We start from the raw sequence: 21,236 nt of genomic DNA, 5'->3' as shown, positions 1-21,236 counted from the left end.
CCGCCGTGGCGTTCGCCAGGCGCGCGGTGGCCTGGTCAATACGGGTCTTGGCCTGCTGCGCGTTCTGCACGGTGCCCGCGCCGACGCCGGCGAGGTGGTTGTAGCGGTTCAGTTCGTGTTCGGCGAAGGCCACTTCGGCACGGTCTGCCGCCACGGTGGCCTGGGCCTGGGCGATCACCGAGGTTTGGCGCTCGAGGGTCGCAGTGGCGTTTTTCAATTGCGCCTGAGCGACCAGGGTGTCGGCATCGGCCGCCTGGGCGGCGGCGCGGAAATCGCGGTCGTCGATCAGCGCCAACAGCTGGCCGGCCTTGACGCGCTGGTTGTCTTCCACCAGCACTTGCTTGATAAAACCGGCCACGCGCGGCGCGACCAGGGTGAAATCGGCGGCCACGAAGGCATCGTTGGTGACCTGGCGTTTGCTGCCCAACAGGCCGGGGGCAACCAGGTACACCAGCACGCCGACGGCAAATACGGCGATAACCGAGACGGCAATTTTGTCTTTGCGTTTCATCAAAAAGTCCTTTGGCTCAGTGAGCAATCAAGTCGGGGCGCGCGGTGGGAAAATCCGCGTGGGCATCCAGAAAATCAGCAGGATCAACGCCACCGCGACAGCGGCCATGACGTAATAAAGATCCGAAGACGTGAGCACCACGGCCTGTTCGTGCAGGCGGTGCGCCAGGCCCGGCGCATCGCCGTCGGCCAGGGGCGAATTGCCCAGGCCGTCTACCAGCATGGTTGAGTGAAAATGCACGCGCTGGGTGGTCAGCGCATCCAGCACACCGGTGGCAACCACCGCGGCCAGGCCTTTGATGGTGTTGAACCAGGCCGAGGCGAATGGCCCCTCCGCCGGCTGGATGCTGCCGGTGGAGAGCATCAGCAGCGGCAGCACGGCCATGGGTTGCCCGAAGATCTGCAGCAGGTACAGGCCGTAGAAGTCGTCGCGAATCCACGCCGACGTCAGGTGCGCGCTGCCCACGCAGCACAGCACCAGCATGCCCAGGCCGATCCCCAGCACCCAACGGCAATCGACCCAGCGCAGGTTGCACAGCGCCGCCACCAGCGGCAGCGCGATCAATTGCGGCAGCGCCATCAACAGCATTATCGGCGCGGTTTGCAGGGGGCGATAACCCTGGACCTGGGCGAGGAAACTCGACGGGATGATGATCACCGAGGTCAGTACCATCAGCACGCCGGCCAGCACGATCAGCGCGAACGACAGGTTGCGCAGACCGAGCATCTGCAGCTTGAAAAACGGCATCGGGTGCGACCACTCATTGAGCATGAACAGCACCAGCAACAGCGTGCCGCCACTCAGCAAAAAGGTGATCAGGCCCGACTCGAACCAGTCCAGGCGATTGCCTTGCAGAATGCCGATCACCAGCATGCAGATCGCCGGAAACCCCAGCAGCAGCCCGCGCCAGTTGAACTGCTTGAAACGCTCCAGGCGCAGCGGGTCTTGCGGCAAGCCATAGGCGACGGCGGCCATCGCCAGCAGGCAAGGCCCGACGATCTGCCAGAACGCCCACTGCCAGCCGACGTATTCGGTCCACAGCGCCGCCAACGGCGTGCCGAGGCTCGGCCCGAACGTGGCGGTGAGCGCATAGCCGGCCAGGCCATACAGCTTGACGTTGGCCGGCAGGAAACGCAGCGCGACCGTCATCAGCATCGGCGGCAACGCACCGCCGGCCAGGCCCTGCACGGTGCGCAGCAGCAGCAGGCTTTCGTAGTTCGGCGCAAAGGGGCACAGGATACCCAGCACGGTGAACAGGCCGATGGCACACAGGGTGAAGCGGCGCAGGGAAAAGGTCACCGAACACCAGGGCGCGAAGGCCATCGCCGACACCGAGGTAGCGGTGTAGGCCGCGACCAGCCAGGTGCCTTCGTCGAAGCCGATGTACAGCGCGCCGCGGATATCGGCCAGGGCCACTTTGGTGACCATCTCGTTGAGGCCGGACACCAGCACCGCCAGCAACACGCCGACCAGGCCGACGATGATGCGCGGGCCGAACACGGGCGGGGTGATGGCAACGGGTCTGGCTGCGGCCTCAAGAGTTGGGGCAGCGAGGGAAGTCATGAAGAGAGAACTCGGGATGATCAATACCCGAGTAGTTTAATCAGGCTCATACATAACAAAAAAGTTACTTGTCAGCAGCTTATAAGTGCGCCAGACGCAATCATGGATTCACCACAGAACCCTTGTGGGAGGGGGCTTGCTCCCTCCCACATTTTGATCCCGTAGGACTTGGAAATCAGCCCGGCTGTGCTTCGAGCCAGGTGGCGTGGCAGCTCTCACGCATGGTTTCGCGCAGCCATTTATGGGCCGGGTCTTTGTCGAAACGTGGGTGCCAGGACTGGGCCAACATCAACGTCGGCAAGGCGATTGGCAATTGGAATGCGCGCAGTGGCAACTTCAGACGAGTAGCGCTCAACAGCGCCTCCTTGGGCACCGGCAACAGCAGGTCGGAGTCGGGCAGCATGAACATCGCACCGTGAAAACCCGGAGCGATCATCGCCACGCGGCGCTCCAGACCCTGGGCAGCCAGCGCGGTGTCGATGGGCCCCCGGGCAATGCCGCGCCGCGAGATGCTGATATGCGAATAACTGGCAAAGCGCGCGGCGGTGATTTCTTCGTCGAACAACGGGTGGTCCTGGCGCGCCAGGCCGACAAAGGTGGTGGAGAACAGGTTTTGCACCTTCACTTCGGGGCTGGCGGGCATGGTGTTGCTCACCCGCAGGTCCAGCCGTCCTTCGCGCAGGGCCTCATCGTCGGTGTCGCCTTCGGGTACGAAACACAGCTCGCACAGCGGCGCCATGCGCTCCATCGTGTCGAACAGACGACCGCCATACACGCCGATAAAAAAGTCATTGGCGCGCACGCTGAAACGCCGGCGCAGGGTGCTCAGGTCGACCTGGTCAGCCGAGCGAAACAACAGCGCGGCCTGCTCCACCACATTGCGTACCTGGTCTTGCAACTGCAGCGCCTTGGGCGTGGGGACCAAGCCGCGACCGGCGCGCACCAGGATCGGGTCGCCCACGGCTTCGCGAATACGTGTAAGGGTACGGCTCATGGCGGCCGGGCTAAGATTCATGCGCCGCGCCGCGCCGACCACGCTGCCCTCATCGAGCAGGGCGTCGAGGGCGACCAGCAGGTTCATGTCCGGTAGTTGCATGCCAAGCACTCAGGGTTCGTGGGGAGTGAACTGAGCGCAATCCTAGCAGGCTTTAGAGGTAACGCCTCAGGTTGCGCGGTAGGTAGTCCGCGTAGGTTCTATTGGGGTTGGCCTGGCATTTGCGCACGATGTCCGGCAGCGAGTGTTCCAGTTCGTCAGCCCGCGACAGGCCTTCGTCGTAGTCGCTCTTGCCGCTTAACGCCGGGAACATCACGGCCACGCGGGTGATCGCAAAGCTTTTCATGGCGATCAATGGACGCGTGGGATGCTCGCGGCGGAACTGGCTGACTTCATCGTTCAACGCGCCACAGGTTTGATAGGTGGTTTGCGTGAAGGTCAGTTGCACAGCTTCAGTGACGGGGGCTTCAGGCGTGAAAATCATGTCGTTCTGCGCATCGAGCACCGCGGGCTGATCGGCCGTCACCGTCCAGGGCTTGAAGCGCCATTGCCTGGCAGCACTCACGGCCGCAGCGGCAAAATCAGGCTGGGTGGCACTGAGCGCCTTCACATCGCTGACGCTGCCGTCGTTGTGAATATTCAAGCTGATGCGCGCGTGCCCCTGGGTGGTCAGCAGGTTACTCGGGTAGGCTGGCTTGGGCATCGACACCGCTTGGGGCACGAACTCAGCCAACACCGATGTCGACAACAACAGGGCAGCAACCCATACAAAACAACGCATGTTCGTAAATCCTTTTACCGGGCATGCCTGACGCCAGTGCAGCGTCAGGTTCGGGCGACATTATCGGACCCTGCCCGGACAAAGAACAACGCTGCCTATTTGAAAGGGAGAGTTCTTACGCATCCGCAGGATCAGCGCTGCATGCCCCAGCGTTTAACGGTAAGCCGCTCGAAGGTATCGAACACCAGGTTCTCTACCAGCAACCCAATCAGGATCACCACGGCCAACCCGGCAAACACCTTGTCGGTGTACAGCTCGTTGCGGTTCTGGAAGATGTACCAGCCCAACCCGCCCTTGCCGCTGGTGGCACCAAACACCAGCTCGGCGGCGATCAGCGTGCGCCAGGCAAACGCCCAGCCGATTTTCAGACCCGCCAGAATCGACGGCAACGCGGCCGGAATCAGGATGAACAGCACGAAACGCATGCCCTTGAGGCCGTAATTACGACCGGCCATGCGCAGGGTTTCGGACACGCCGAGAAACCCCGAATAGGTGTTCAGCGCCAGCGCCCACAGCACCGAATGCACCAGCACAAAGATCAGGCTGTTCTGCCCCAGGCCAAACCACAGCAGCGCCAGCGGCAGCAATGCAATCGCCGGCAACGGGTTGAACATCGAGGTCAGGGTGCTCAGCAAATCACGGCCTAATTGGGTCGACACTGCCAGGGTGGTGAGGGCGAACGCCAGCACGATACCGATCAGGTAGCCCTTGATCAGTACCACCAGCGAGATGCTCACTTTGCTCAGCAATTCACCACTGAGCAGGCCGTCGTAGAGCGCGGCTGACGTCTGTAAAAAGCTCGGCAGTAATAGATCGTTGTTCTGATAACGCGCAATGGCTTCCCAGAGGATCGCGAGCACGATCAGGATCAGCCCCTTGCGCAGCCAGCCTTGTTGCCACAGGCGTTGGCGCAGAGGCAGCTCGCGTTCCACAGGGACGCTGAGCAGTGGTTCGAGGGTGACTTCAAATTCCTGGCGCATGGATTGCCCCCTTAATAAGCGATACGGATATCGGCAAAACCCAACTCACGTTCGGCCTCGGGCGCTTCATCGAACAATAGGCGATGAATCCGCCGCGCCGACGCCTGGAACTCCACACCGCCGAGGCTGTGCAGGTCGTATTGGTGGCTGTGGATTTCGGCTCGCACGCGCCCTGGGTGTGGCGACAGCAACAGGATGCGATTGCCCACCACCAGCGCTTCTTCGATGGAGTGCGTGACGAACAACAAGGTGAAGCGCACCTCTTCCCAGAGCAACAGCAACTCTTCCTGCATTTTGCGCCGGGTCAGGGCGTCGAGCGCGGCGAAGGGCTCGTCCATCAGCAGGATTTTCGGCTGCATGGCCAGCGCGCGGGCGATCGCCACGCGGGCTTTCATGCCGCCGGAGAGGGTGTGGGGGTACGCATCGGCAAAGGCCGTGAGGCCGACTTTTTCGAGGTAGTGCAGCGCGCGTTCTTCGGCTTCGGGGCGCTTCAGGGTTTTCGACGCCAGCAGCGGGAACATCACGTTCTGTTTGACGGTTTTCCACGGCGGCAGCTGATCGAACTCCTGAAACACCACAATGCGGTCCGGGCCCGGCTGCTCGACCTTTTGGCCCAGCAGACGGATCTCACCTTCGCAGGGTTTGATAAACCCGGCGATGGACTTGAGCAACGTGGATTTGCCGCAGCCCGAGGGGCCGAGCAGCACATAGCGATCCGCCGGGTCGATCTCGAAACTCACCTGGTGAGTGGCGCGCACCACGCGCTCGGGGGTGCGGTACTCCAGGCTGACGTTATCCACCGCCAGCAATGGGGCGGTGGTGTGCAGGTTGCTGGCCGTGTGGCCTTGCAAGGGCGCGTTCATCTCAACTTCCTTGCAGCGGCTTGGCGTCCTGGAAGAAGTAGTCCTTCCACGACTCAGGCTTGTTTTTGATGGCGCCGACGCGGTAGAGGAACTCCGCCAGCGGGTAGGTATTTTTCGGGGTGACGCTGAATTCGAACTGCGGGTTGTCGATGATTTTCAACAGCTCGGCACGGTCGATCTTGGCTTTGGTAACACGAATGTAAGTGTCGGCCGCGGCGCCTTTGTCGTTCTGGGCGAACTGCGCCGCTTCGGTCAATGCCTCGACGAACGCCTTGTAGGTTTTCGGGTTGTCGTTGCGGAATTTTTCGGTGGCGAACAGCACGGTCGGCGAGTTCGGGCCGAGCAGGTCGTAGGTGTTCAGCACCACATGCACGTTCGGGTTGGCCAGGGCCTGGTCCTGGAACGGCGGGTTGGAAAAGTGCCCGGTCAGTTCGGTGCCGCCAGCGATCAGTGCCGCGGTGGCGTCAGGGTGCGGGACGGCGACGGTGTATTTGTCGAGGCGATTGAATTCCTTGTCGCCCCATTGCTTGGCGGCGGCGTATTGCAGGAAGCGCGACTGCACCGACACGCCGACCGCCGGCACGGCGATGCGGTCTTTTTCAGTGAAGTCGGCGATGGTCTTGACCTTGGGATTGTTGCTCACCAGGTAGTACGGGAAGTTGCCCAGGGAGGCCACAGCTTTGACGTTCTGCTTGCCGTGGGTGCGGTCCCAGATGGTCAGCAACGGGCCAACGCCGGCACCGGCGATGTCGATGGAACCGGAGAGCAGCGCGTCGTTGACCGCCGCACCGCCAGACAGCTGGGTCCAGTCGACCTTGATGTCGATGCCTTCCTGCTTGCCGTATTTCTCGATCAGGTTCTGGTCGCGCACCACGTTAAGCAACAGGTAGACGATGCCAAACTGCTCGGCAATGCGGATCTCGCCCTCGGCCTGCGCGGCAGCCGGCGCTACCAGGCTGCCGGCCAACAGGCTGACACTCAGGCCAACGGTCGCCGCCAGCCGTGCGAATGGAATTTTCCTGGACATGGTCATGCTCCGAATCAGAAAGGCGCGTCGCCCTGGATGGTGGTGCGAAACAGTTTGCGGCGCAGGTAGCTTGGGCACCCGGCGGCCAGGTGGATCAGCGAGCGGTTATCCCAGAACACCAGGTCATGGGGCTGCCACTGATGGCGATAGATGTTTTGCGGCAGCACGCTGTGGGCGTAGAGTTGCGCCAGCAGATCACGGCTTTCGTCTTCCGGCAGGCCGACGATACGGGTGGTGAAGCCTTCACTGACGAACAGCGCCTTGCGGCCATTTTCCGGGTGGGTGCGCACGATGGGGTGCACCACTTCGGCCACCTGGGCCAGTTGCTCCGGCGTCAGGGTTGGGCGCCAGTTGCCTTCGAATTTGGTTTCGCTGTAACGCGCTGTGTAGGAATGCGCAGCGCTGCGGCCTTCGACGGCTTGGCGCAGGTGCTCGGGCAGTTGGTCCCAGGCCTTGTGCATGTCGGCGAACAGCGTATCGCCGCCTTCGGAGGGCAATTCCTGGGCGTGGAGCATCGAGCCCAGGCTTGGCAGCTCTTTATAAGAGAGATCCGAATGCCAGAACTTGCCCGCATCACCCAGGCCGATGGATTGGCCGTTTTCGATGATGTTTGAGACGATCAGGATTTCCGGGTGGTTGGCCAGCAGGAACTGCTTGAGCACATGGATCTGCAGCACGCCAAAACGGCGGCTGAAGGCGATTTGTTGTTCGGGGGTGATACGTTGGTCACGGAACACCACGACATGATGGTCCAGGTGCGCGCGGTGGATGCGCGCGAAATCCTGGTCGTTGACCGGCTGCGACAAATCCAGGCCGATGATCTCGGCGCCAACGCTGCCGGGAAATGGGCGAATTTCGAAAGCTTGGGCGCTAAGGGTCGCTGTTGGAACAGTAGAGGTGGCGGACATGAGGTCACTCCCGGTCAGACAGGGTAGTGACTTTATAGATATAAGAACGGCAATTTAAATACCGTTAGTGAATATCGATAGACGGGAATGTACTGGCTGCGTAAGACGTCCCAAATGACAGCCGTGGGCGCTATGAGCGCTGTGTTGAAACGCTTACAAGCCGAAACCGTGCCCGTTTGACAAGCTTATGAGCAGTCTCTAGTGTGCATTGGATCCAATTAGCCACCCTATCCTATAAGGAGGATAGCGAAACCGTGACGCAGAAGCCGAACCCTTTGAATAGCATCAAGATCAGCGGTCCTATCCCGGCTCATCTCGCTCGCTCCGTAATTGAAGAAACCTTGCGCAATGCCATCCTGGATGGTCGATTGCCCTGCGGTACCGCCATGCGCCAACAGGAGCTGGCCAGCTTGTTCGGGGTCAGTCGCATGCCGGTGCGTGAAGCCTTGCGCCAACTGGAAGCCCAGTCACTGTTGCAGGTGGTGACGCACAAGGGTGCCGTGGTGGCACCGTTGATCGAGGATAACTCGGCCGAAACCTATGCGCTGCGGATGTTGCTGGAATCTGAAGCGTTGCGCTTGTCGATCCCCTTGCTCACTGAAGCCGATATAGCCGATGCGGACGCCCTCATCTGTGCGCTGGAACAGGAAAAAGACTACGCCGAGATTGGTCGCCTCAACCGCCTGTTTCACATGGCCCTGTATGGCAAGGCTCCCAACCAGCGGCTGCTCAAGTTGGTGGAGCACGGATTGAATGAGGAGGAGCGCTTCCTGCGCTTCAACCTTGAGGCGATGGGGCTGGGCGAAACTTCCCAGGAAGACCACCGTGAACTGCTGCAGCTGGTGGCGCAGAGGAAAACCAGTGAAAGCATCCTGACGTTGCGCAATCACCTGATGCGCGGCATGGAAGTGATCACGACCTACCTCAATGGCCTGGAGGTTGCCGGCAAGTAAGCCACCCAACAGAATTCTCGTCCCGCGCCTTGCCCTTCAAGTGCTGCGGGGCCCTGCGCCGCATGTCGGGGCCCGCCCCCAAGAAACTTCCGACTTACATTAAAGCAACTTACTGACAGCTAATATTATTTAGAAAAACTTCTAACACTTTTATATGCTCGCCAAACTGTTTAACCAGTTTATTATCTTTTATTACTAAACCAGACACTTTACTCGACGGTTCGCTTACGCAAAGAGCCACCTTGCGCGTGCGTTTTGGTTTACACCAACTTATCTCTCTTGCCGATCACAAAAATCCATCGCTGCGTTTACAGCAGACGCAACAATTTATAGGCATCAACCATGCACCAACCGTTACTTGAGCAAACAAAACTACAGTTATGCAGCCATCCGTTATTTGCGGAAATAACTTCCCTCCCTAAGTTACAACTTTTTATGGAATGTCATGTATTTGCTGTTTGGGATTTCATGACCCTCACCAAGCGCCTGCAACAGGACCTGACCGGCACTCAACTGCCCTGGCTGCCACCGGCCAACCCGCATGCAGCGCGCCTGATCAATGAGATCGTGCTGGACGAGGAATCCGACAGGCATCCCCGGCAAGGCCATTGCAGCCACTTCGAGTTGTACCTGGAAGCCATGCGCGAAGTCGGCGCCAGCACTTCGGCGGTCGACCGCTTCGTCGCCCTTTTGCGCCAAGGCCAGGAGGTGAGCGCCGCCTTGCACGAGGCCGCCCCCCCGCGCGGCGTAGCGCGCTTCGTCAGCGCCACCTTGCAGATTGCGTTGAATGCGCCTACCCACTGTGTGGCGGCGGCATTTGTACACGGCCGCGAGCACGTCATCCCGACGATGTTCCAGCGCATCTTGCAAGCGGATGAAGTCATCTATCAACAAGCCCCTACGCTGTGCGGCTATCTCCGGCGCCACATTGAATTGGACACCCACGACCATGGCCCGGCCGCACAGCAGTTGCTCGAGCGCCTGGTCAGCGCAGATCCGACTTTTTCTCAACAAGCCAACGATACCGCGCTGGCCGCCGTAGAAAGCCGTATCACGCTCTGGGATGAGGTGCGGGCCTCTCTGCAAGAGGTGCACCCATGAATATCAGCGACTACGTACCCATTGCCGACGACTGGGAGCGCCGAGCGACCATCCGCACACGCCCGCGTCGCCTGCTGGAAAACGATGACAAGTTAATCTATCCGCTGTGCAGCCAACCCCTGGTGCTCAGTGCGACCTTTGTTGAACACTGCCCACAATGGCGCGATTTCGTGCTGCTGCAAAGCTTCTACAAATTCATCAACGACGTGGTGATCTTCGAAACCGAAATCGTCGACAGTACGGCACGCAGCATTGCCAAGAATCGCTTCTCGCTGCCCTTCCCGCTTGCCTGCCGCATTGATGCCATGACAGTCGTGGTGGACGAGGACTACCACGCCCTGGTCGCGCTGGACTTCCTTGAGCAAACCGTCGCCATGACCGGCATACAACCGCTGGACCTGCCCGCGCAGATCGAGTTGAGCCGCGCACTGCCCGCGGCGCAGGCACAGGCACCCGCGCACCTGCGCGATGCCGTGGAGCTGATCGGTGTGGCCATCGCCGAAAACACCGTGACCCACGATGTCGCTGCGTTTTCCAAGGACAGCAGCGTCAAGGCGTCCGTGCGCGGCTTGATGGCCGACCATCTGTTTGACGAAGGTCGCCACGCGCAGTTCTGGACACGGCTCGTACGCCTGTATTGGCAACACGCAAGCCCGAGCGACCGTGACAGCATCGCCCAGGTGCTGCCGATTTTCCTGGCCCACTACCTGACCAACGATTTGCAGAAGAACTTCGATCTGCAGTTGGTCGAGCACCTCGATGTCCCTCATGACGTGCGCAACGCATTGCGCGATGAGGTCGCGGCGCTGGCATTTCCCATCACCCGCCAACATCCTTTGTTGGGCAACATCATCGGCTTCCTGCAACACAGCGGCCTGCTGCAAACCCCCTGTGTGGCGCAAGCCTTGAATCACTATTTGCCGGTGCCCGGGAGGCCGGCATGAGGCGCCTGAGGGTCGGATGGAGCGGCGCCAGCATTGCTCTCGGTGCCGTCCGGCAGGTAGTGGAACAGTACGGGCACCTCACGAGTGATGAGGCCATCGATCTGTTGGTTGAGGATGGCAGCCAGCCATTGCCGGCCAACGTGGACCCTGTCGCGTGGCTGAGCCTGCGCGTGGGTATCGGCGCGATCACCGAAAGTGGGCTGCCTGCACTGCAACTGCGCGCCTACGGGCGTGAGCGGCAGTTATTGGCCGTACAGGACATTGCCGATGAGCCGAGTGGCAACGGCCAGCGCCTGCGCCAGCAAGTGACGAATGCATTGGCCGAATGGGTCGCGCTGCATGTCAGCGGATTCTCGCGGAGCGTCGGGTATTTCTCTCTACGTGCAGTCGCCAATGGCTGGCCCGAGCAAGGCTTGCAAGCATTGGAGGCGCTGGCGTTCGAGCATCGCTTCAATCGCACCGAAGCCCCGGCTTTAATGCTGGAAGCCCAGGTGCCGGTGATCGAACGCTTGCAAGCCAGCCTTGATACCTTCGCCGAACGGCCGGCGTTGACCATCGCCGGCAGCCAGGTCACATACCGCCAGCTGCAGATCCAAGCCCTGGCAATCCAGCAACGATTGCAGCCGCTGCTGGAGAATCTCGATGCGCCACCGGTGGTCGGAGTGTGCCTGGAAAAATCCACTGCGTTCTACGCCAGTATGCTTGCCGTGCTGGGTTGTGGCGCGGTGTACCTGCCGCTGGGATCGGAGCACCCCGCTGAACGCCATCGGGTCATGCTCGAGAGCGCCGGGGCACGGGTCCTGCTGGATACCGGCCAGCACCCATTGCGTGGTCACTTCATTGCACTGGATGTCGGCGTAATCGACCCACTTGATGCAGATATCACTCGCCGCCTGATGCAGCAACGCCCACTGACCGAGGCCCCCTGCTTGACGCTCTACACATCGGGCACCACCGGCCGGCCGAAGGGCGTGCGACTCAGTCAAGGCAACCTGGCGCACTTCACGGCGTGGTACAGGTCCTGTATGGACCTGGATGAACAGAGCCGGGTATTGCAGTTTTCGCCATTAGGCTTCGACTCTTCGCTGATCGACATTTTCCCTGCGTTGATCGCGGGTGCCGAGTTGATCGTCCCCAGCGACGAACAACGGCGCGATCCTCAGCAACTGCTCCAGCTGCTACGCCGGCAACGCGTCACCCACGCTTTTTTGCCGCCGGCCCTGCTCAGCATCCTGCCGCTCGACCAACCGCTGGGCCTGACGCACCTGCTGACGGGGGGCGATGTCTGCGAACCCCATGTGATCGAACAACTGGCGGGGCAGTGTCGGTTCCACAACCTCTACGGCCCCACCGAGGCCACGGTGCTGGCCACCCATCGCACGTTGCAGCCCGGCGACAGCAATCGCACCCTTGGTCAACCCATCGCCAACAGCCAGGTGCTGATCCTGGATGACAACCTGCAACCGGTGGATGAGCAGGTGATGGGGGAGTTGTATGTCGTCGGCCCCGGAGTCAGCCTCGGTTATGTGAATACCGCACAACCGGGCGCCAGCCCTTTTGTCGAACTGCAAGTGCCTGGCGGCCGCAACCTGCAGGCCTACCGCACAGGTGACATGGCCAAATGGACGGTCGAGGGTATTGTGCTGGGCGGGCGGCGCGATGATCAGGTGAAGATCCGCGGCTTTCGGGTCGAGCCTCAGGAAATCGAACAATGTTTGCGCGACAGCCGACTGTATCGCCAGGTAGCGGTGGTTATCGGCCTTGACCACAGCATTCGAAGCTTTGTCGCCAGGCCCGAACCAGGGGCCACCCTGGCGGCCCTGCAAGACCATGCCCGGCGGTGGCTGCCGGACTATATGCGGCCCGACTTCTGGTGCGAGTTACCCGGTATGCCACAGTCCAGCAATGGCAAGGTCGACCGCGAGGCATTGCTCGCGCTGCCGTCGGGGCGTGTTGTGAGGACCCGGCACAAGGCCGCACACACGCCAATTCAGGCAAGCCTGGCTCACTTGTGGGGCGAGCTGTTGGGGGAGCCTGTGGAAGCGCTGTCTATCGATGAAGGCTTTTTCGACCTGGGTGGCCATTCGATTTTGCTGTCGACCCTGTTACTGCGGGTTCGCGAGCAATTCGGTCGTAGTTTCGCATTGAGCCACTTCATTGAAGCACCCACCATTCGGACGCTCGCAATGTTGTTGGAAGATGGCGAGCGCGCAGAAGCACCTTCTTGCAAGGCCGTTCGGGATGCCCAGCGGGAATGGGTGATCCACACGCTGCCTGAGGAACGCGCGGGCGACCCACGCAAAGTGATCGTGACGGGCGCGAACAGCTTCGTTGGTGTGCATATCGTCGAAGCGTTGCTGGCCGGCGGTGCAACCGAGGTGGCGTGCCTGGTGCGTGAGGAACCGGGACGCCCGGCGATGGCGCGGTTCACCCAGGCATTGCGTGAGTACCGCCTGGAACACCTGGACCTCAGCCGCGTACGGATATTGGCCGCCGACATCAGCCAGCCGCGATTGGGTTTAACCGTCGACGAGTATGACGCTCTCGCCGAGGACTTCGGCGTGCTGGTGCACAGCGCGGCGCGGGTCAACCACGTGATGGAATACGCCACACTGGCCAGGGACAACGTCGCCCCCCTGTTCGAATGCCTGCGCTTGTGCGAAACCCGCTGCAAGAAAGTCTTGAATTTTGTCTCGACACTGTCGGCATGCAGCAGCATCGATTCGCTGGGGCAAGTCCTCGAAACCCCTGCTGCGGCCAGGTTGCCGTTGTATATCAAGAATGGCTACAACCTCAGCAAGTGGGTCGCGGAAACACTGCTCGGGCGTGCAGTGGAGCAAGGTGCATGGGTGAATATCCATCGTCCCGGGAATGTCAGTTTCAACAGCCGTAACGGCGTGTGCCAGCCGCAGAAAAATCGCCTGATGCTGATGCTCAAGGGCTCCTTGCAGTTGGGCCTGGTGCCGCGTCTGGATTTGAACTTCGACCTGATGCCGGTGGATTTCCTGGCTCGCTTCATTGCGTTCCACTGCGCCCGTTTTCACGCCGATAGCCGCGTGTTCAACCTGCATAACCCGCAGCCGTTGAGCTGGGACCACTATCTGGATGCATTCAGCCAGACCGGCCACCGGTTCGAGCGAGTGAGTGCTGCGCAATGGCAACGGGCGTTGCGAACGGTGAGCCCGGAAAACGCCTTGTTTGGCGTGCTCGGGTTCTACCTCGACCGCCTGGATGAAGACATCGGCGATACCTCGATGATTCGTCACGACAACGCGCGAAAAGGTGTTCAGCAAATGGGCGAGCACTACCCCGAAAAAGACACGGCACTGTTGAGCAAAGGCTGCACCTACCTCAAGGCCATCGGCTTTCTTTGAAACGGCTCAGGATAACCTCATGAAACCGCTGCAACCCGATACGTTAATCCGCAACCCGAATAGCCTGCCGATCGTGGCTTCGGTGGTGGTCGACTGCAATGCCGTCAGGCTGTGGAGCATGGTAGGGCAGTTTGAAGGCTTCGCCGCATTCATTCCGGCGCTGTCACACATCGAAATGATCGGTACCGGTGTCGGCGCATTGCGCACGAAATTCTTCCACGACGGCAACTGCGTAGTGGAGCAGCTTAATAGCCGGGACGAGCGCGCCATGCACATGACCTGGACCACGATCTACAACACGCTTGGCGTGGCCAGGCTATGGGCGGCAATCAGTGTGCAAGCAATAGGACCGCAGTGCTCCAGAGTGATCTGGACCATTATTGCCGAGCCAGTGGACTCGGCGCAGGCGGGGTTTGAAGCGTTTGTGCAGGATTTTGCCAATAGCGCCCTGGAGAATGTGCGCAAGTTGCTTGGCTAAGCGGCAGGAGCGAATCGACTCGCTCCTGCCGGATCAGCCCGCGGGTCAGATCTTGAAGCTGTCGACCAGTTGCTTCAACCGGTTGGCCTGTTGCGACAGGGCATCGCAATCTTTCAGGGTTTCGTTGAGATTGGTCACGCCCTGCTGATTCAACAAGTTGATCTGGTTGATGTCGACGTTGAGCGTTTCCACCACGGCGGTCTGCTCCTCGGTGGCGGCGGCGACGGATTGGTTCATGCCGTCGATCTCGACGATCCGCTGCGTCACGCTGACCAGGCGCTCACCGGCCTGGTTGGCGACCTCTACGCTTTCTTCGCTGGAGGCCTGGCTGGCATTCATGGTGGTGACCGCTTCACGCGAGCCCACCTGCAGCGAAGTAATCATCTTGTGGATTTCTTCGGCCGACTCCTGGGTGCGATGCGCCAGGTTGCGTACCTCATCAGCAACCACTGCAAAACCACGCCCGGCTTCCCCAGCACGCGCCGCTTCGATCGCGGCGTTAAGCGCCAACAAGTTGGTTTGCTGGGAGATGCCTTTGATCACGTCAAGGATATGGCCGATGTTGTCGGTACTGGCGTTCAGGGTTTCGATCTGGGTGCAGGAGAGGCTGATCTTCTGCGACAGCGCCGACATCGCCAGGATGGTTTGCTCGACGACCTTGCGCCCATCATCCGCCTGCTCACTGGCACCGCTGGCGTGCTGCGAAGCATCAGCCGCGTTACGCGCGATTTCCTGAGTAGCGGCCCCCAGCTCATTGATCGCCGCGGCAACACTGTTGGTGCGCGCGCTTTGCTCATCGGAGCCGATGATCGAGGCATTCGACGAGGCCATCACACGCTGGGACAGGTCGTGCACCTGACGTGTTGCCGAAGACACTTCGGAAATCGACGCGTGGATACGCTCCACGAACTGATTGAACGCACTGCCGACTTCGCCGAACTCATCCTTGCTGGTGACAGCCAGGCGGCGGGTCAAGTCGCCCTCACCCTGGGCGATATCCTTCATGGCCACGCCCATGGTGGTCAGCGGCCGCAGCAATACCTGGATCAGCACGCTCAACAGCACCGCGATCGCGACCACGGCGATCAGCATGGCAATCAGCGCCGAAGTACGGAATTTGCCCAGCGCTGCGTAGGCTTTGTCTTTGTCGATCGACAGGCCGATATACCAGTCTGCGCCGGGCAAGCCGCTGATAGGCGTAAAGGACAGAATGCGCTCCTGGCCATTCAGGACAACGTCCTGGCTGACCTTCTCGATACGAAGATTAGTGCCTGGATAGATGTCCTTGAGGTTTTTCATCACCTGGTCCTGATCCGGGCTGACGATGACCTGACCGTCGCCGCTGACCAGGAACGCATGGCCGATGCCACCGAAATCCACCGAATTGATGATTTTCACCAAGGTCTGCAGGCTCAGGTCACCACCGACCACACCGAGCAATTCGCCGTTCTTTTTCACCGGCATGGCGATGGTTACGATCTGCCCACCCACAGCGGCCATATAGGGCGGCGTGAGCATGGGTTTGTCAGCGGCCACCGCCTGTTTGTACCAGGGACGCTGCCGAGGGTCGTAGCCGTCCGGCATCTTCGCGTCCGGGCGTTGAGTGAACACACCGTTGGTTTGCCCGACATAGGTGAACTGGAAGTTCGAGGTGAACGCCGCCTGGTCGACCAACCCGGGGAGGTCGGCACCACTGCCCTGATGGGCCACGTTTTGCGTGAGGCTTTCGAGCACCAGAATCCGACCGCTGAGCCAGTTCTGCACGCTGCTGGCGGTGAGTTCACCGGATTGCTGGATGGACGACTCCAGATTCTGCTTGATGGTACTGCGCTGCAGGTAGTCGTTGTAAAAGGTGAATAACGCGAAGGCCAGAACCACGACGCCTGACGCAGCCAACAGAATTTTATGACTGAACTTGAGATTCATTTCATCGACTTCTTTTTGCCAAAGGGGGGTGAGCGTGCCGAGTGGAACATTCCATGTACGGTATAGGCAGCTTCTCTGACCGCTCTATTTCGGTGCACGCATGGCTCATCAGGCTTTCGGCCAAGCCGAGGCAAAACTTAGGAATTTGTGAGATGCATCTTCATTTTCCGTAGGAAACCGACCGGCGGTTGTCGTACAAGGATCAGAGTTGCAAATTTTTTCTACCTCCCAAACAATGCGACTAATTATCATTTGTGACGTTTGGCCGAGCCAGTTTGAATGCCATCTTCTGAGTACATCGCGTGTGAGAGTGTTGTGCAGACGCTATACAGCACCCATCACACTTGGCTGAACACCTGGCTGCGCAGCCGCCTGGGAAATGCCGCGGATGCTGCAGACCTGGCTCAGGACACTTTTGTGCGCTTGCTGCAGAGAACCGAGCGTTTTGAACTCAAGGCACCGCGCGCCTTTCTGCGCACTATCGCTCGAGGCCTGGTGATTGATCACTGGCGTCGCGAAGAGATCGAAAGGGCGTACCTCGAATCCATTTCCCACTTGCCCGCAGCCTTGGCGCCTAGCGCTGAAGCGCGCGTGCTTGTCTTGGAGTTACTGGAAGAGGTTTCTCGAATGCTGGAAGCGCTCAAGCCCAAAGTGCGCAAGGCATTTCTGCTGGCCCAGTGCGATGGAATGACGCACAACCAGATCGCCCAACAGATGGGCGTATCGCTGCGGTCGGTAGAGCGCTACGTCGCCGAGGCGCTTTACCACTGTTATGTGCTGCGCTATGAAACATGACGCCAATGGATAATGTTGCACGCTCCGGGCCAGATCCCCAAGTAGTCAAACAAGCCATCAGTTGGACGCTGCGCCTGCGTAACAACCGCGCCAATGTACGCCTGGCCGAACAGTGCGGGCATTGGCGCGAAGCTCATCGCGACCACGAGCTGGCATGGCAACGGGTACAAGCGCTGCAACAAGAGTTGAGCAGCCAATTGACGGCAATTCCCGGAGCACATGTGGCGCTGGAGAACAGCGCGCAAGGTCTGGGACGTCGCCAGGCTCTGAAGTTGCTGTCCGGCGTGCTGGTGGCTGGCTCGGCGACCTGGGTAAGCCGCGACCTGACCGGTTGGCAACGCTGGACCTCCGACCTGGCGACCGCCACCGGTGAACATCGCAGCATCCAGCTGCCGGATGGCACTCGCCTGCAACTCAATACCGACAGCGCCGTGGACCTGGATTTCAACCCGCAACAGCGCCTGATCACACTGGTGCGCGGAGAGATTCTGGTGACCTGTGGTGCTGCCTCGTTGGTACCCCTTTTGGTTAAAACACGCCATGGTGTGCTCGAAGGTATCGACGGACGTTTTGCTGTGCGCCAGGCCAGCGACTGCACACGGTTAAGCGTGGTCAGCGGCAACGTGGCCATTCATTCACCGCACCAGGCGGACGGGCTGTCGACGCAGGTTCATGCAGGCGAGAACTACCTCGTGCGTCAGACCGAGGCGATCCTGGCCCCGCCACTGGATATGGACATTGGTGCGTGGGCCGACGGGTTGATTGTGACGCGAGACATGCGCCTGGCTGACTTCCTTTCAGAGGTCGGACGCTATCGTCATGGCTACCTGGGCTGCGCGGCAGACATCGCCGAGTTGCGACTCTCAGGGGTCTTTCGTCTGGAGGACACCGACAAGTTGTTGGCGATCTTGCCGCAAACACTGCCGGTTCAACTGCGCTATCGCACACGTTGGTGGGTGAACCTGGAGCGCGCGGTCTGATTGTGTATTTTTTTTGGCGGCTTTTTTCCGTGAGTCCGGCTTAGACAGTAAGCCCCTTCAATGCGCCCTCACCGGCCTCTACGGATGTTGATCATGACTGTGCGTTTTCTCCGCAACTCCTCCGACCCGTCCTACCCGCTATTGAGCAACGCCATACGCGCGGCATTGCTATCAACGGTGATGGGCATCAGCGTCCTGCCCATCACCGGGATGGCTGCCGAAGCAGATACCGCGCAAGTCACTCAACACTACGAAATCCCTGCTGGTCCACTGAGCCAGGTGCTCAATCAGTTTGCTCGGCAGGCGGGTATCACACTGTCGAGCACACCTGTGCAAACCCAGGGTCTGCAGTCGCCCGGGCTGTTGGGCGAATACTCCACCCAGATGGGTTTGAATCATTTGCTCAACGGCTCAGGCTTACAGGCAATTTCCGAAGACGGTGTCAGTTACGTCTTGCAGGTGCCACCGCAAACCAGTGCCCTCACCTTGCCAACCACCGACATCAAGGGCTTCGCCCTCGGGAACGCCCTGGGGAGCATGGAAGGCTACAACGCGACTCACAGCCAAATCGCCACCAAAACCAGCACCGCCTTGCTGGAGACCTCGCAAACCGTTTCTGTCGTCACGCGTGAGCAGATGGACGACCAAGGCTCGCAAACCGTCGCGCAAGCCATGCGCTATACACCCGGTGTGTTGACCAACCCTTACGGCGCAACACATCGATATGACTATGTAGCGATGCGCGGCTTCAATGACGGTTCGGTGGATAACATTTACCTTGATGGGCTCAAGTCCATGGGGGACAGCGGCACCTACAGTACGATGCAGGTGGATCCGTACTTTCTAGAGCGCGTGGACATTCTGAAGGGACCGTCTTCGGTACTGTATGGGCGCAGCTCGCCCGGTGGCCTGGTGGCGTTGACCAGCAAGAAGCCATTGTTTGAGCCCTATCACCAGGTTCAAGCAACGGTGGGAAGCAACGGACAGCAGGGCATGGGTTTTGACTTCAGCGGGCCGGTGGATGACGACAAGCGTATTGCCTACCGACTCACGGGGTTAGCGGACAAGTCCGACACACAATTCGACCACGCAAAAGAAAAGCGCTATGCACTGGCGCCGACGCTAAGCGTCGACTTTACCGAAGACACTTCGCTGACGCTGCAAGCTTATCTGCAGCACGATCCTGACGGTGGTTATCACGGCGGTATGCCTGCGGATGGCGCCCTGCATCAGCGCAATGGTCAGCGGATTTCCAACCACTTCTTTGAAGGCGAGCCGGGAGTTGATGGCTACAAGCGAGATCAACAGTCGTTTGGCTATCAATTCGAACATCGCTTTAATGATGTCTTTACCGCACGGCAAAACTTTCGCTACCTGGATTCCAAGGTGAAGCTGGATCAAGTGTATGCCTACGGTTGGACTACACCCACCAGCAGTGAATTGAACCGCTACTACTCAGGAGGTGACGAGAAGCTGCATGCATTCATCCTCGACAACATGCTGCAGGCCGAATTTTTTACTGGAGCAACCAAACATACCGTGTTGATGGGCGCAGATTACCAACGTCGTAAAACCGTGGTGGATTGGACGAGCGGATCCCTGCAACCGATCAATGCATTCAACCCGGTCTACGGTAATTCGGCGATCACCTACGACAGCCCCACCAGCTACTTGCGGCGCCTTGAGCAGACAGGTGTTTATTTGCAGGACCTGATCGAAATGGATAAATGGCGGTTTTCCCTGGGGCTACGTCAGGACTGGGTAGAAACCTCTGACGAGAATCGTCTCGCTGAAGCAGGTCGACCGGTAGGTACCGAGATCAGTGACAAACGGACCAAGCTCACCGGCCGTGCCGGAGCGCTGTACCTGTTTGATAACGGCCTTGCGCCCTACGTCAGCTACTCCGAGTCGTTCAACCCGAACTCCTATTCAGATAGCGCGGGTAACCCCCTTGCTCCTACAGATGGGACTCAATGGGAGGTGGGATTGAAGTATCAACCGCCAGGCACTGACAATCTGTTTACGGCCTCATGGTTTCGCATCGACCAGGAAAACCTCGCGACCAAGTTGCCGCAGGAGAACTTCTATCGCGCTGTAGGAGCCGTTCGCTCCCAGGGGTTGGAGCTGGAAGCACACATGCAGCTGACCGATAACCTGAAGGTTCTGGGCAGCTATACATTTACCGATATCGAGTATTCCAAGTCGATGGTCAGCACCTTGAGTACCGCTGACAATCTGATCGAGAACAAGGGCAACTCACCGACGCAGGCACCTCGTCATATGGCGTCTGTGTGGGCCGACTACAAGTTTGATAGCGGTACCCTGGACGGTTTTAGGCTTGGCGGCGGCGTGCGATATGTGGGTTATAGCTGGGCGGATGCGGAGAACACCATGAAGGTACCGTCTTACACCTTGTTCGATGCTTCGGTGGGGTATGACTTGGGCAAGGTCGGTTTGAAGGGTGTAGACGTACGGCTGAATGCCAATAACCTGACCAATGAAACGTATGTAGCGTCTTGTGCCAGCCTGAACTTCTGTTACTTGGGGGAAGAACGTAACGTCAGCGCGACGCTGAGCTATCAGTTCTGATCCGATACAGCTCAAACAAGCCAGCGTTTGTCATCAGGCGCTGGCTTTTTTGTGGGTGATACTGCGGTAGCTCTGCTGATGGCCAAAAACCTACCCTCTCAAACGACAAAACCCCTGTCTGCGTTAGCAGACAGGGGTTTCGGAATTCAATCTTGACGATGACCTACTCTCACATGGGGAGACCCCACACTACCATCGGCGATGCATCGTTTCACTGCTGAGTTCGGGATGGGATCAGGTGGTTCCAATGCTCTATGGTCGTCAAGAAATTCTGTATACCGGACCGTTACGCAAGCAACGTGCCGATGAAATTCGTGGACTTCTACATAAACAAAACCCCTGTTTGCGTTAGCAAACAGGGGTTCTGGAATTTAATCTTGACGATGACCTACTCTCACATGGGGAAACCCCACACTACCATCGGCGATGCATCGTTTCACTGCTGAGTTCGGGATGGGATCAGGTGGTT

General features: G+C 59.5%; 17 protein-coding genes and 2 rRNA genes. 8 read left to right on the top strand and 11 right to left on the bottom strand.

The genetic code is table 11. The features are described from left to right. The 8 genes from WBR57_RS15500 to WBR57_RS15465 form a co-directional block, all read right to left on the bottom strand. The coding region (locus WBR57_RS15500; protein ID WP_424084575.1) for an HlyD family secretion protein at window positions 1–511 on the bottom strand (511 nt) is incomplete at its 3' end. 27 nt (window positions 512–538) lie between these two features. Further along, window positions 539–2,074 (bottom strand): MFS transporter, encoded by a 1,536-nt coding sequence (locus tag WBR57_RS15495; RefSeq protein ID WP_424084574.1) that lies wholly within the window; start codon window positions 2,072–2,074, stop codon window positions 539–541. Between the two features lie 175 nt (window positions 2,075–2,249). Then, the gene (locus WBR57_RS15490; RefSeq protein ID WP_424084573.1) at window positions 2,250–3,170 is read right to left on the bottom strand and encodes a LysR family transcriptional regulator; all 921 of its coding nucleotides are present in this window, start codon (window positions 3,168–3,170) and stop codon (window positions 2,250–2,252) included. A gap of 52 nt (window positions 3,171–3,222) precedes the next feature. Continuing rightward, window positions 3,223–3,849 carry a TonB family protein gene (locus WBR57_RS15485; protein WP_424084572.1) on the bottom strand — a complete coding sequence of 209 codons (627 nt, stop codon included), beginning with the start codon at window positions 3,847–3,849 and terminating at the stop codon, window positions 3,223–3,225. A gap of 131 nt (window positions 3,850–3,980) precedes the next feature. Then, entirely contained in the window at window positions 3,981–4,829 is an 849-nt protein-coding gene (locus WBR57_RS15480) for an ABC transporter permease (protein ID WP_424084571.1), read from the bottom strand. An 11-nt stretch (window positions 4,830–4,840) separates the two neighbouring features. Beyond that, window positions 4,841–5,692, bottom strand: a complete 852-nt coding sequence (locus WBR57_RS15475) for an ABC transporter ATP-binding protein (protein ID WP_424084570.1) — start codon at window positions 5,690–5,692, stop codon at window positions 4,841–4,843. Window position 5,693: 1 nt separating this feature from the next. Next, a complete protein-coding gene (locus WBR57_RS15470) occupies window positions 5,694–6,719 on the bottom strand; it encodes an ABC transporter substrate-binding protein (RefSeq protein WP_424084569.1) in 1,026 nt (341 codons plus the stop codon). 14 nt (window positions 6,720–6,733) lie between these two features. Then, on the bottom strand, window positions 6,734–7,627 hold the full coding sequence (locus WBR57_RS15465) for a TauD/TfdA dioxygenase family protein (protein ID WP_424084568.1): 894 nt from the start codon (window positions 7,625–7,627) through the stop codon (window positions 6,734–6,736). Between the two features lie 254 nt (window positions 7,628–7,881). Between WBR57_RS15465 and WBR57_RS15460 the strand changes: the two genes are divergently transcribed. The 5 genes from WBR57_RS15460 (at window position 7,882) to WBR57_RS15440 (ending at window position 14,477) form a co-directional block, all read left to right on the top strand. Next, window positions 7,882–8,580, top strand: coding sequence for a GntR family transcriptional regulator (locus WBR57_RS15460; protein WP_424084567.1), 699 nt, complete (start codon window positions 7,882–7,884; stop codon window positions 8,578–8,580). Window positions 8,581–8,922: 342 nt separating this feature from the next. Next, the gene (locus WBR57_RS15455; RefSeq protein ID WP_424084566.1) at window positions 8,923–9,681 is read left to right on the top strand and encodes a DUF3050 domain-containing protein; all 759 of its coding nucleotides are present in this window, start codon (window positions 8,923–8,925) and stop codon (window positions 9,679–9,681) included. Next, window positions 9,678–10,625: a diiron oxygenase gene (locus tag WBR57_RS15450; RefSeq protein WP_424084565.1), complete on the top strand. Its 948-nt coding sequence runs from the start codon at window positions 9,678–9,680 to the stop codon at window positions 10,623–10,625. The genes WBR57_RS15455 and WBR57_RS15450 overlap by 4 nt, the downstream gene beginning before the upstream one ends. Next, window positions 10,622–13,999, top strand: a complete 3,378-nt coding sequence (locus WBR57_RS15445; protein ID WP_424084564.1) for an amino acid adenylation domain-containing protein — start codon at window positions 10,622–10,624, stop codon at window positions 13,997–13,999. Before WBR57_RS15450 ends, WBR57_RS15445 begins: the two co-directional genes overlap by 4 nt. A 19-nt stretch (window positions 14,000–14,018) precedes the next feature. Then, window positions 14,019–14,477: an SRPBCC family protein gene (locus tag WBR57_RS15440; RefSeq protein WP_424084563.1), complete on the top strand. Its 459-nt coding sequence runs from the start codon at window positions 14,019–14,021 to the stop codon at window positions 14,475–14,477. A gap of 45 nt (window positions 14,478–14,522) precedes the next feature. Here WBR57_RS15440 and WBR57_RS15435 read toward each other — a convergent pair whose 3' ends face one another. Further along, window positions 14,523–16,403, bottom strand: coding sequence for a methyl-accepting chemotaxis protein (locus WBR57_RS15435; protein ID WP_424084562.1), 1,881 nt, complete (start codon window positions 16,401–16,403; stop codon window positions 14,523–14,525). A gap of 279 nt (window positions 16,404–16,682) precedes the next feature. Between WBR57_RS15435 and WBR57_RS15430 the strand changes: the two genes are divergently transcribed. From WBR57_RS15430 to WBR57_RS15420, 3 genes are all read left to right on the top strand, one after another. Continuing rightward, a complete protein-coding gene (locus WBR57_RS15430; protein ID WP_424084561.1) occupies window positions 16,683–17,198 on the top strand; it encodes a sigma-70 family RNA polymerase sigma factor in 516 nt (171 codons plus the stop codon). Continuing rightward, window positions 17,195–18,178: a FecR domain-containing protein gene (locus tag WBR57_RS15425; RefSeq protein ID WP_424084560.1), complete on the top strand. Its 984-nt coding sequence runs from the start codon at window positions 17,195–17,197 to the stop codon at window positions 18,176–18,178. Before WBR57_RS15430 ends, WBR57_RS15425 begins: the two co-directional genes overlap by 4 nt. 93 nt (window positions 18,179–18,271) lie before the next feature. Continuing rightward, window positions 18,272–20,767: a TonB-dependent siderophore receptor gene (locus WBR57_RS15420; RefSeq protein ID WP_424084559.1), complete on the top strand. Its 2,496-nt coding sequence runs from the start codon at window positions 18,272–18,274 to the stop codon at window positions 20,765–20,767. 150 nt (window positions 20,768–20,917) lie between these two features. Here WBR57_RS15420 and rrf (WBR57_RS15415) read toward each other — a convergent pair. Together rrf (WBR57_RS15415) and rrf (WBR57_RS15410) are read right to left on the bottom strand one after the other, a co-directional pair. Continuing rightward, window positions 20,918–21,033: ribosomal RNA gene (gene rrf / locus WBR57_RS15415) — 5S ribosomal RNA — on the bottom strand. Between the two features lie 109 nt (window positions 21,034–21,142). Beyond that, window positions 21,143–21,236 (bottom strand): 5S ribosomal RNA (rrf, locus tag WBR57_RS15410); the annotation flags it as partial.

The organism is Pseudomonas sp. (genome assembly GCF_049590575.1).
Classification (GTDB): Bacteria; Pseudomonadota; Gammaproteobacteria; order Pseudomonadales; family Pseudomonadaceae; genus Aquipseudomonas.
Note: the sequence above shows the minus strand (reverse complement) of the source record. Positions and strands in the feature narration are given on the sequence as shown.

What these genes read in the sequence shown, in the direction of transcription:
- WBR57_RS15495 (WP_424084574.1), bottom strand. Translation starts at nt 2,074, where the DNA reads ATGACTTCCCTCGCTGCCCCAACTCTTGAGGCCGCAGCCAGACCCGTT.
- WBR57_RS15490 (WP_424084573.1), bottom strand. Translation starts at nt 3,170, where the DNA reads ATGCAACTACCGGACATGAACCTGCTGGTCGCCCTCGACGCCCTGCTC.
- WBR57_RS15485 (WP_424084572.1), bottom strand. Translation starts at nt 3,849, where the DNA reads ATGCGTTGTTTTGTATGGGTTGCTGCCCTGTTGTTGTCGACATCGGTG.
- WBR57_RS15480 (WP_424084571.1), bottom strand. Translation starts at nt 4,829, where the DNA reads ATGCGCCAGGAATTTGAAGTCACCCTCGAACCACTGCTCAGCGTCCCT.
- WBR57_RS15475 (WP_424084570.1), bottom strand. Translation starts at nt 5,692, where the DNA reads ATGAACGCGCCCTTGCAAGGCCACACGGCCAGCAACCTGCACACCACC.
- WBR57_RS15470 (WP_424084569.1), bottom strand. Translation starts at nt 6,719, where the DNA reads ATGTCCAGGAAAATTCCATTCGCACGGCTGGCGGCGACCGTTGGCCTG.
- WBR57_RS15465 (WP_424084568.1), bottom strand. Translation starts at nt 7,627, where the DNA reads ATGTCCGCCACCTCTACTGTTCCAACAGCGACCCTTAGCGCCCAAGCT.
- WBR57_RS15455 (WP_424084566.1), top strand. Translation starts at nt 8,923, where the DNA reads ATGCACCAACCGTTACTTGAGCAAACAAAACTACAGTTATGCAGCCAT.
- WBR57_RS15450 (WP_424084565.1), top strand. Translation starts at nt 9,678, where the DNA reads ATGAATATCAGCGACTACGTACCCATTGCCGACGACTGGGAGCGCCGA.
- WBR57_RS15445 (WP_424084564.1), top strand. Translation starts at nt 10,622, where the DNA reads ATGAGGCGCCTGAGGGTCGGATGGAGCGGCGCCAGCATTGCTCTCGGT.
- WBR57_RS15440 (WP_424084563.1), top strand. Translation starts at nt 14,019, where the DNA reads ATGAAACCGCTGCAACCCGATACGTTAATCCGCAACCCGAATAGCCTG.
- WBR57_RS15435 (WP_424084562.1), bottom strand. Translation starts at nt 16,403, where the DNA reads ATGAATCTCAAGTTCAGTCATAAAATTCTGTTGGCTGCGTCAGGCGTC.
- WBR57_RS15430 (WP_424084561.1), top strand. Translation starts at nt 16,683, where the DNA reads ATGCCATCTTCTGAGTACATCGCGTGTGAGAGTGTTGTGCAGACGCTA.
- WBR57_RS15425 (WP_424084560.1), top strand. Translation starts at nt 17,195, where the DNA reads ATGACGCCAATGGATAATGTTGCACGCTCCGGGCCAGATCCCCAAGTA.
- WBR57_RS15420 (WP_424084559.1), top strand. Translation starts at nt 18,272, where the DNA reads ATGACTGTGCGTTTTCTCCGCAACTCCTCCGACCCGTCCTACCCGCTA.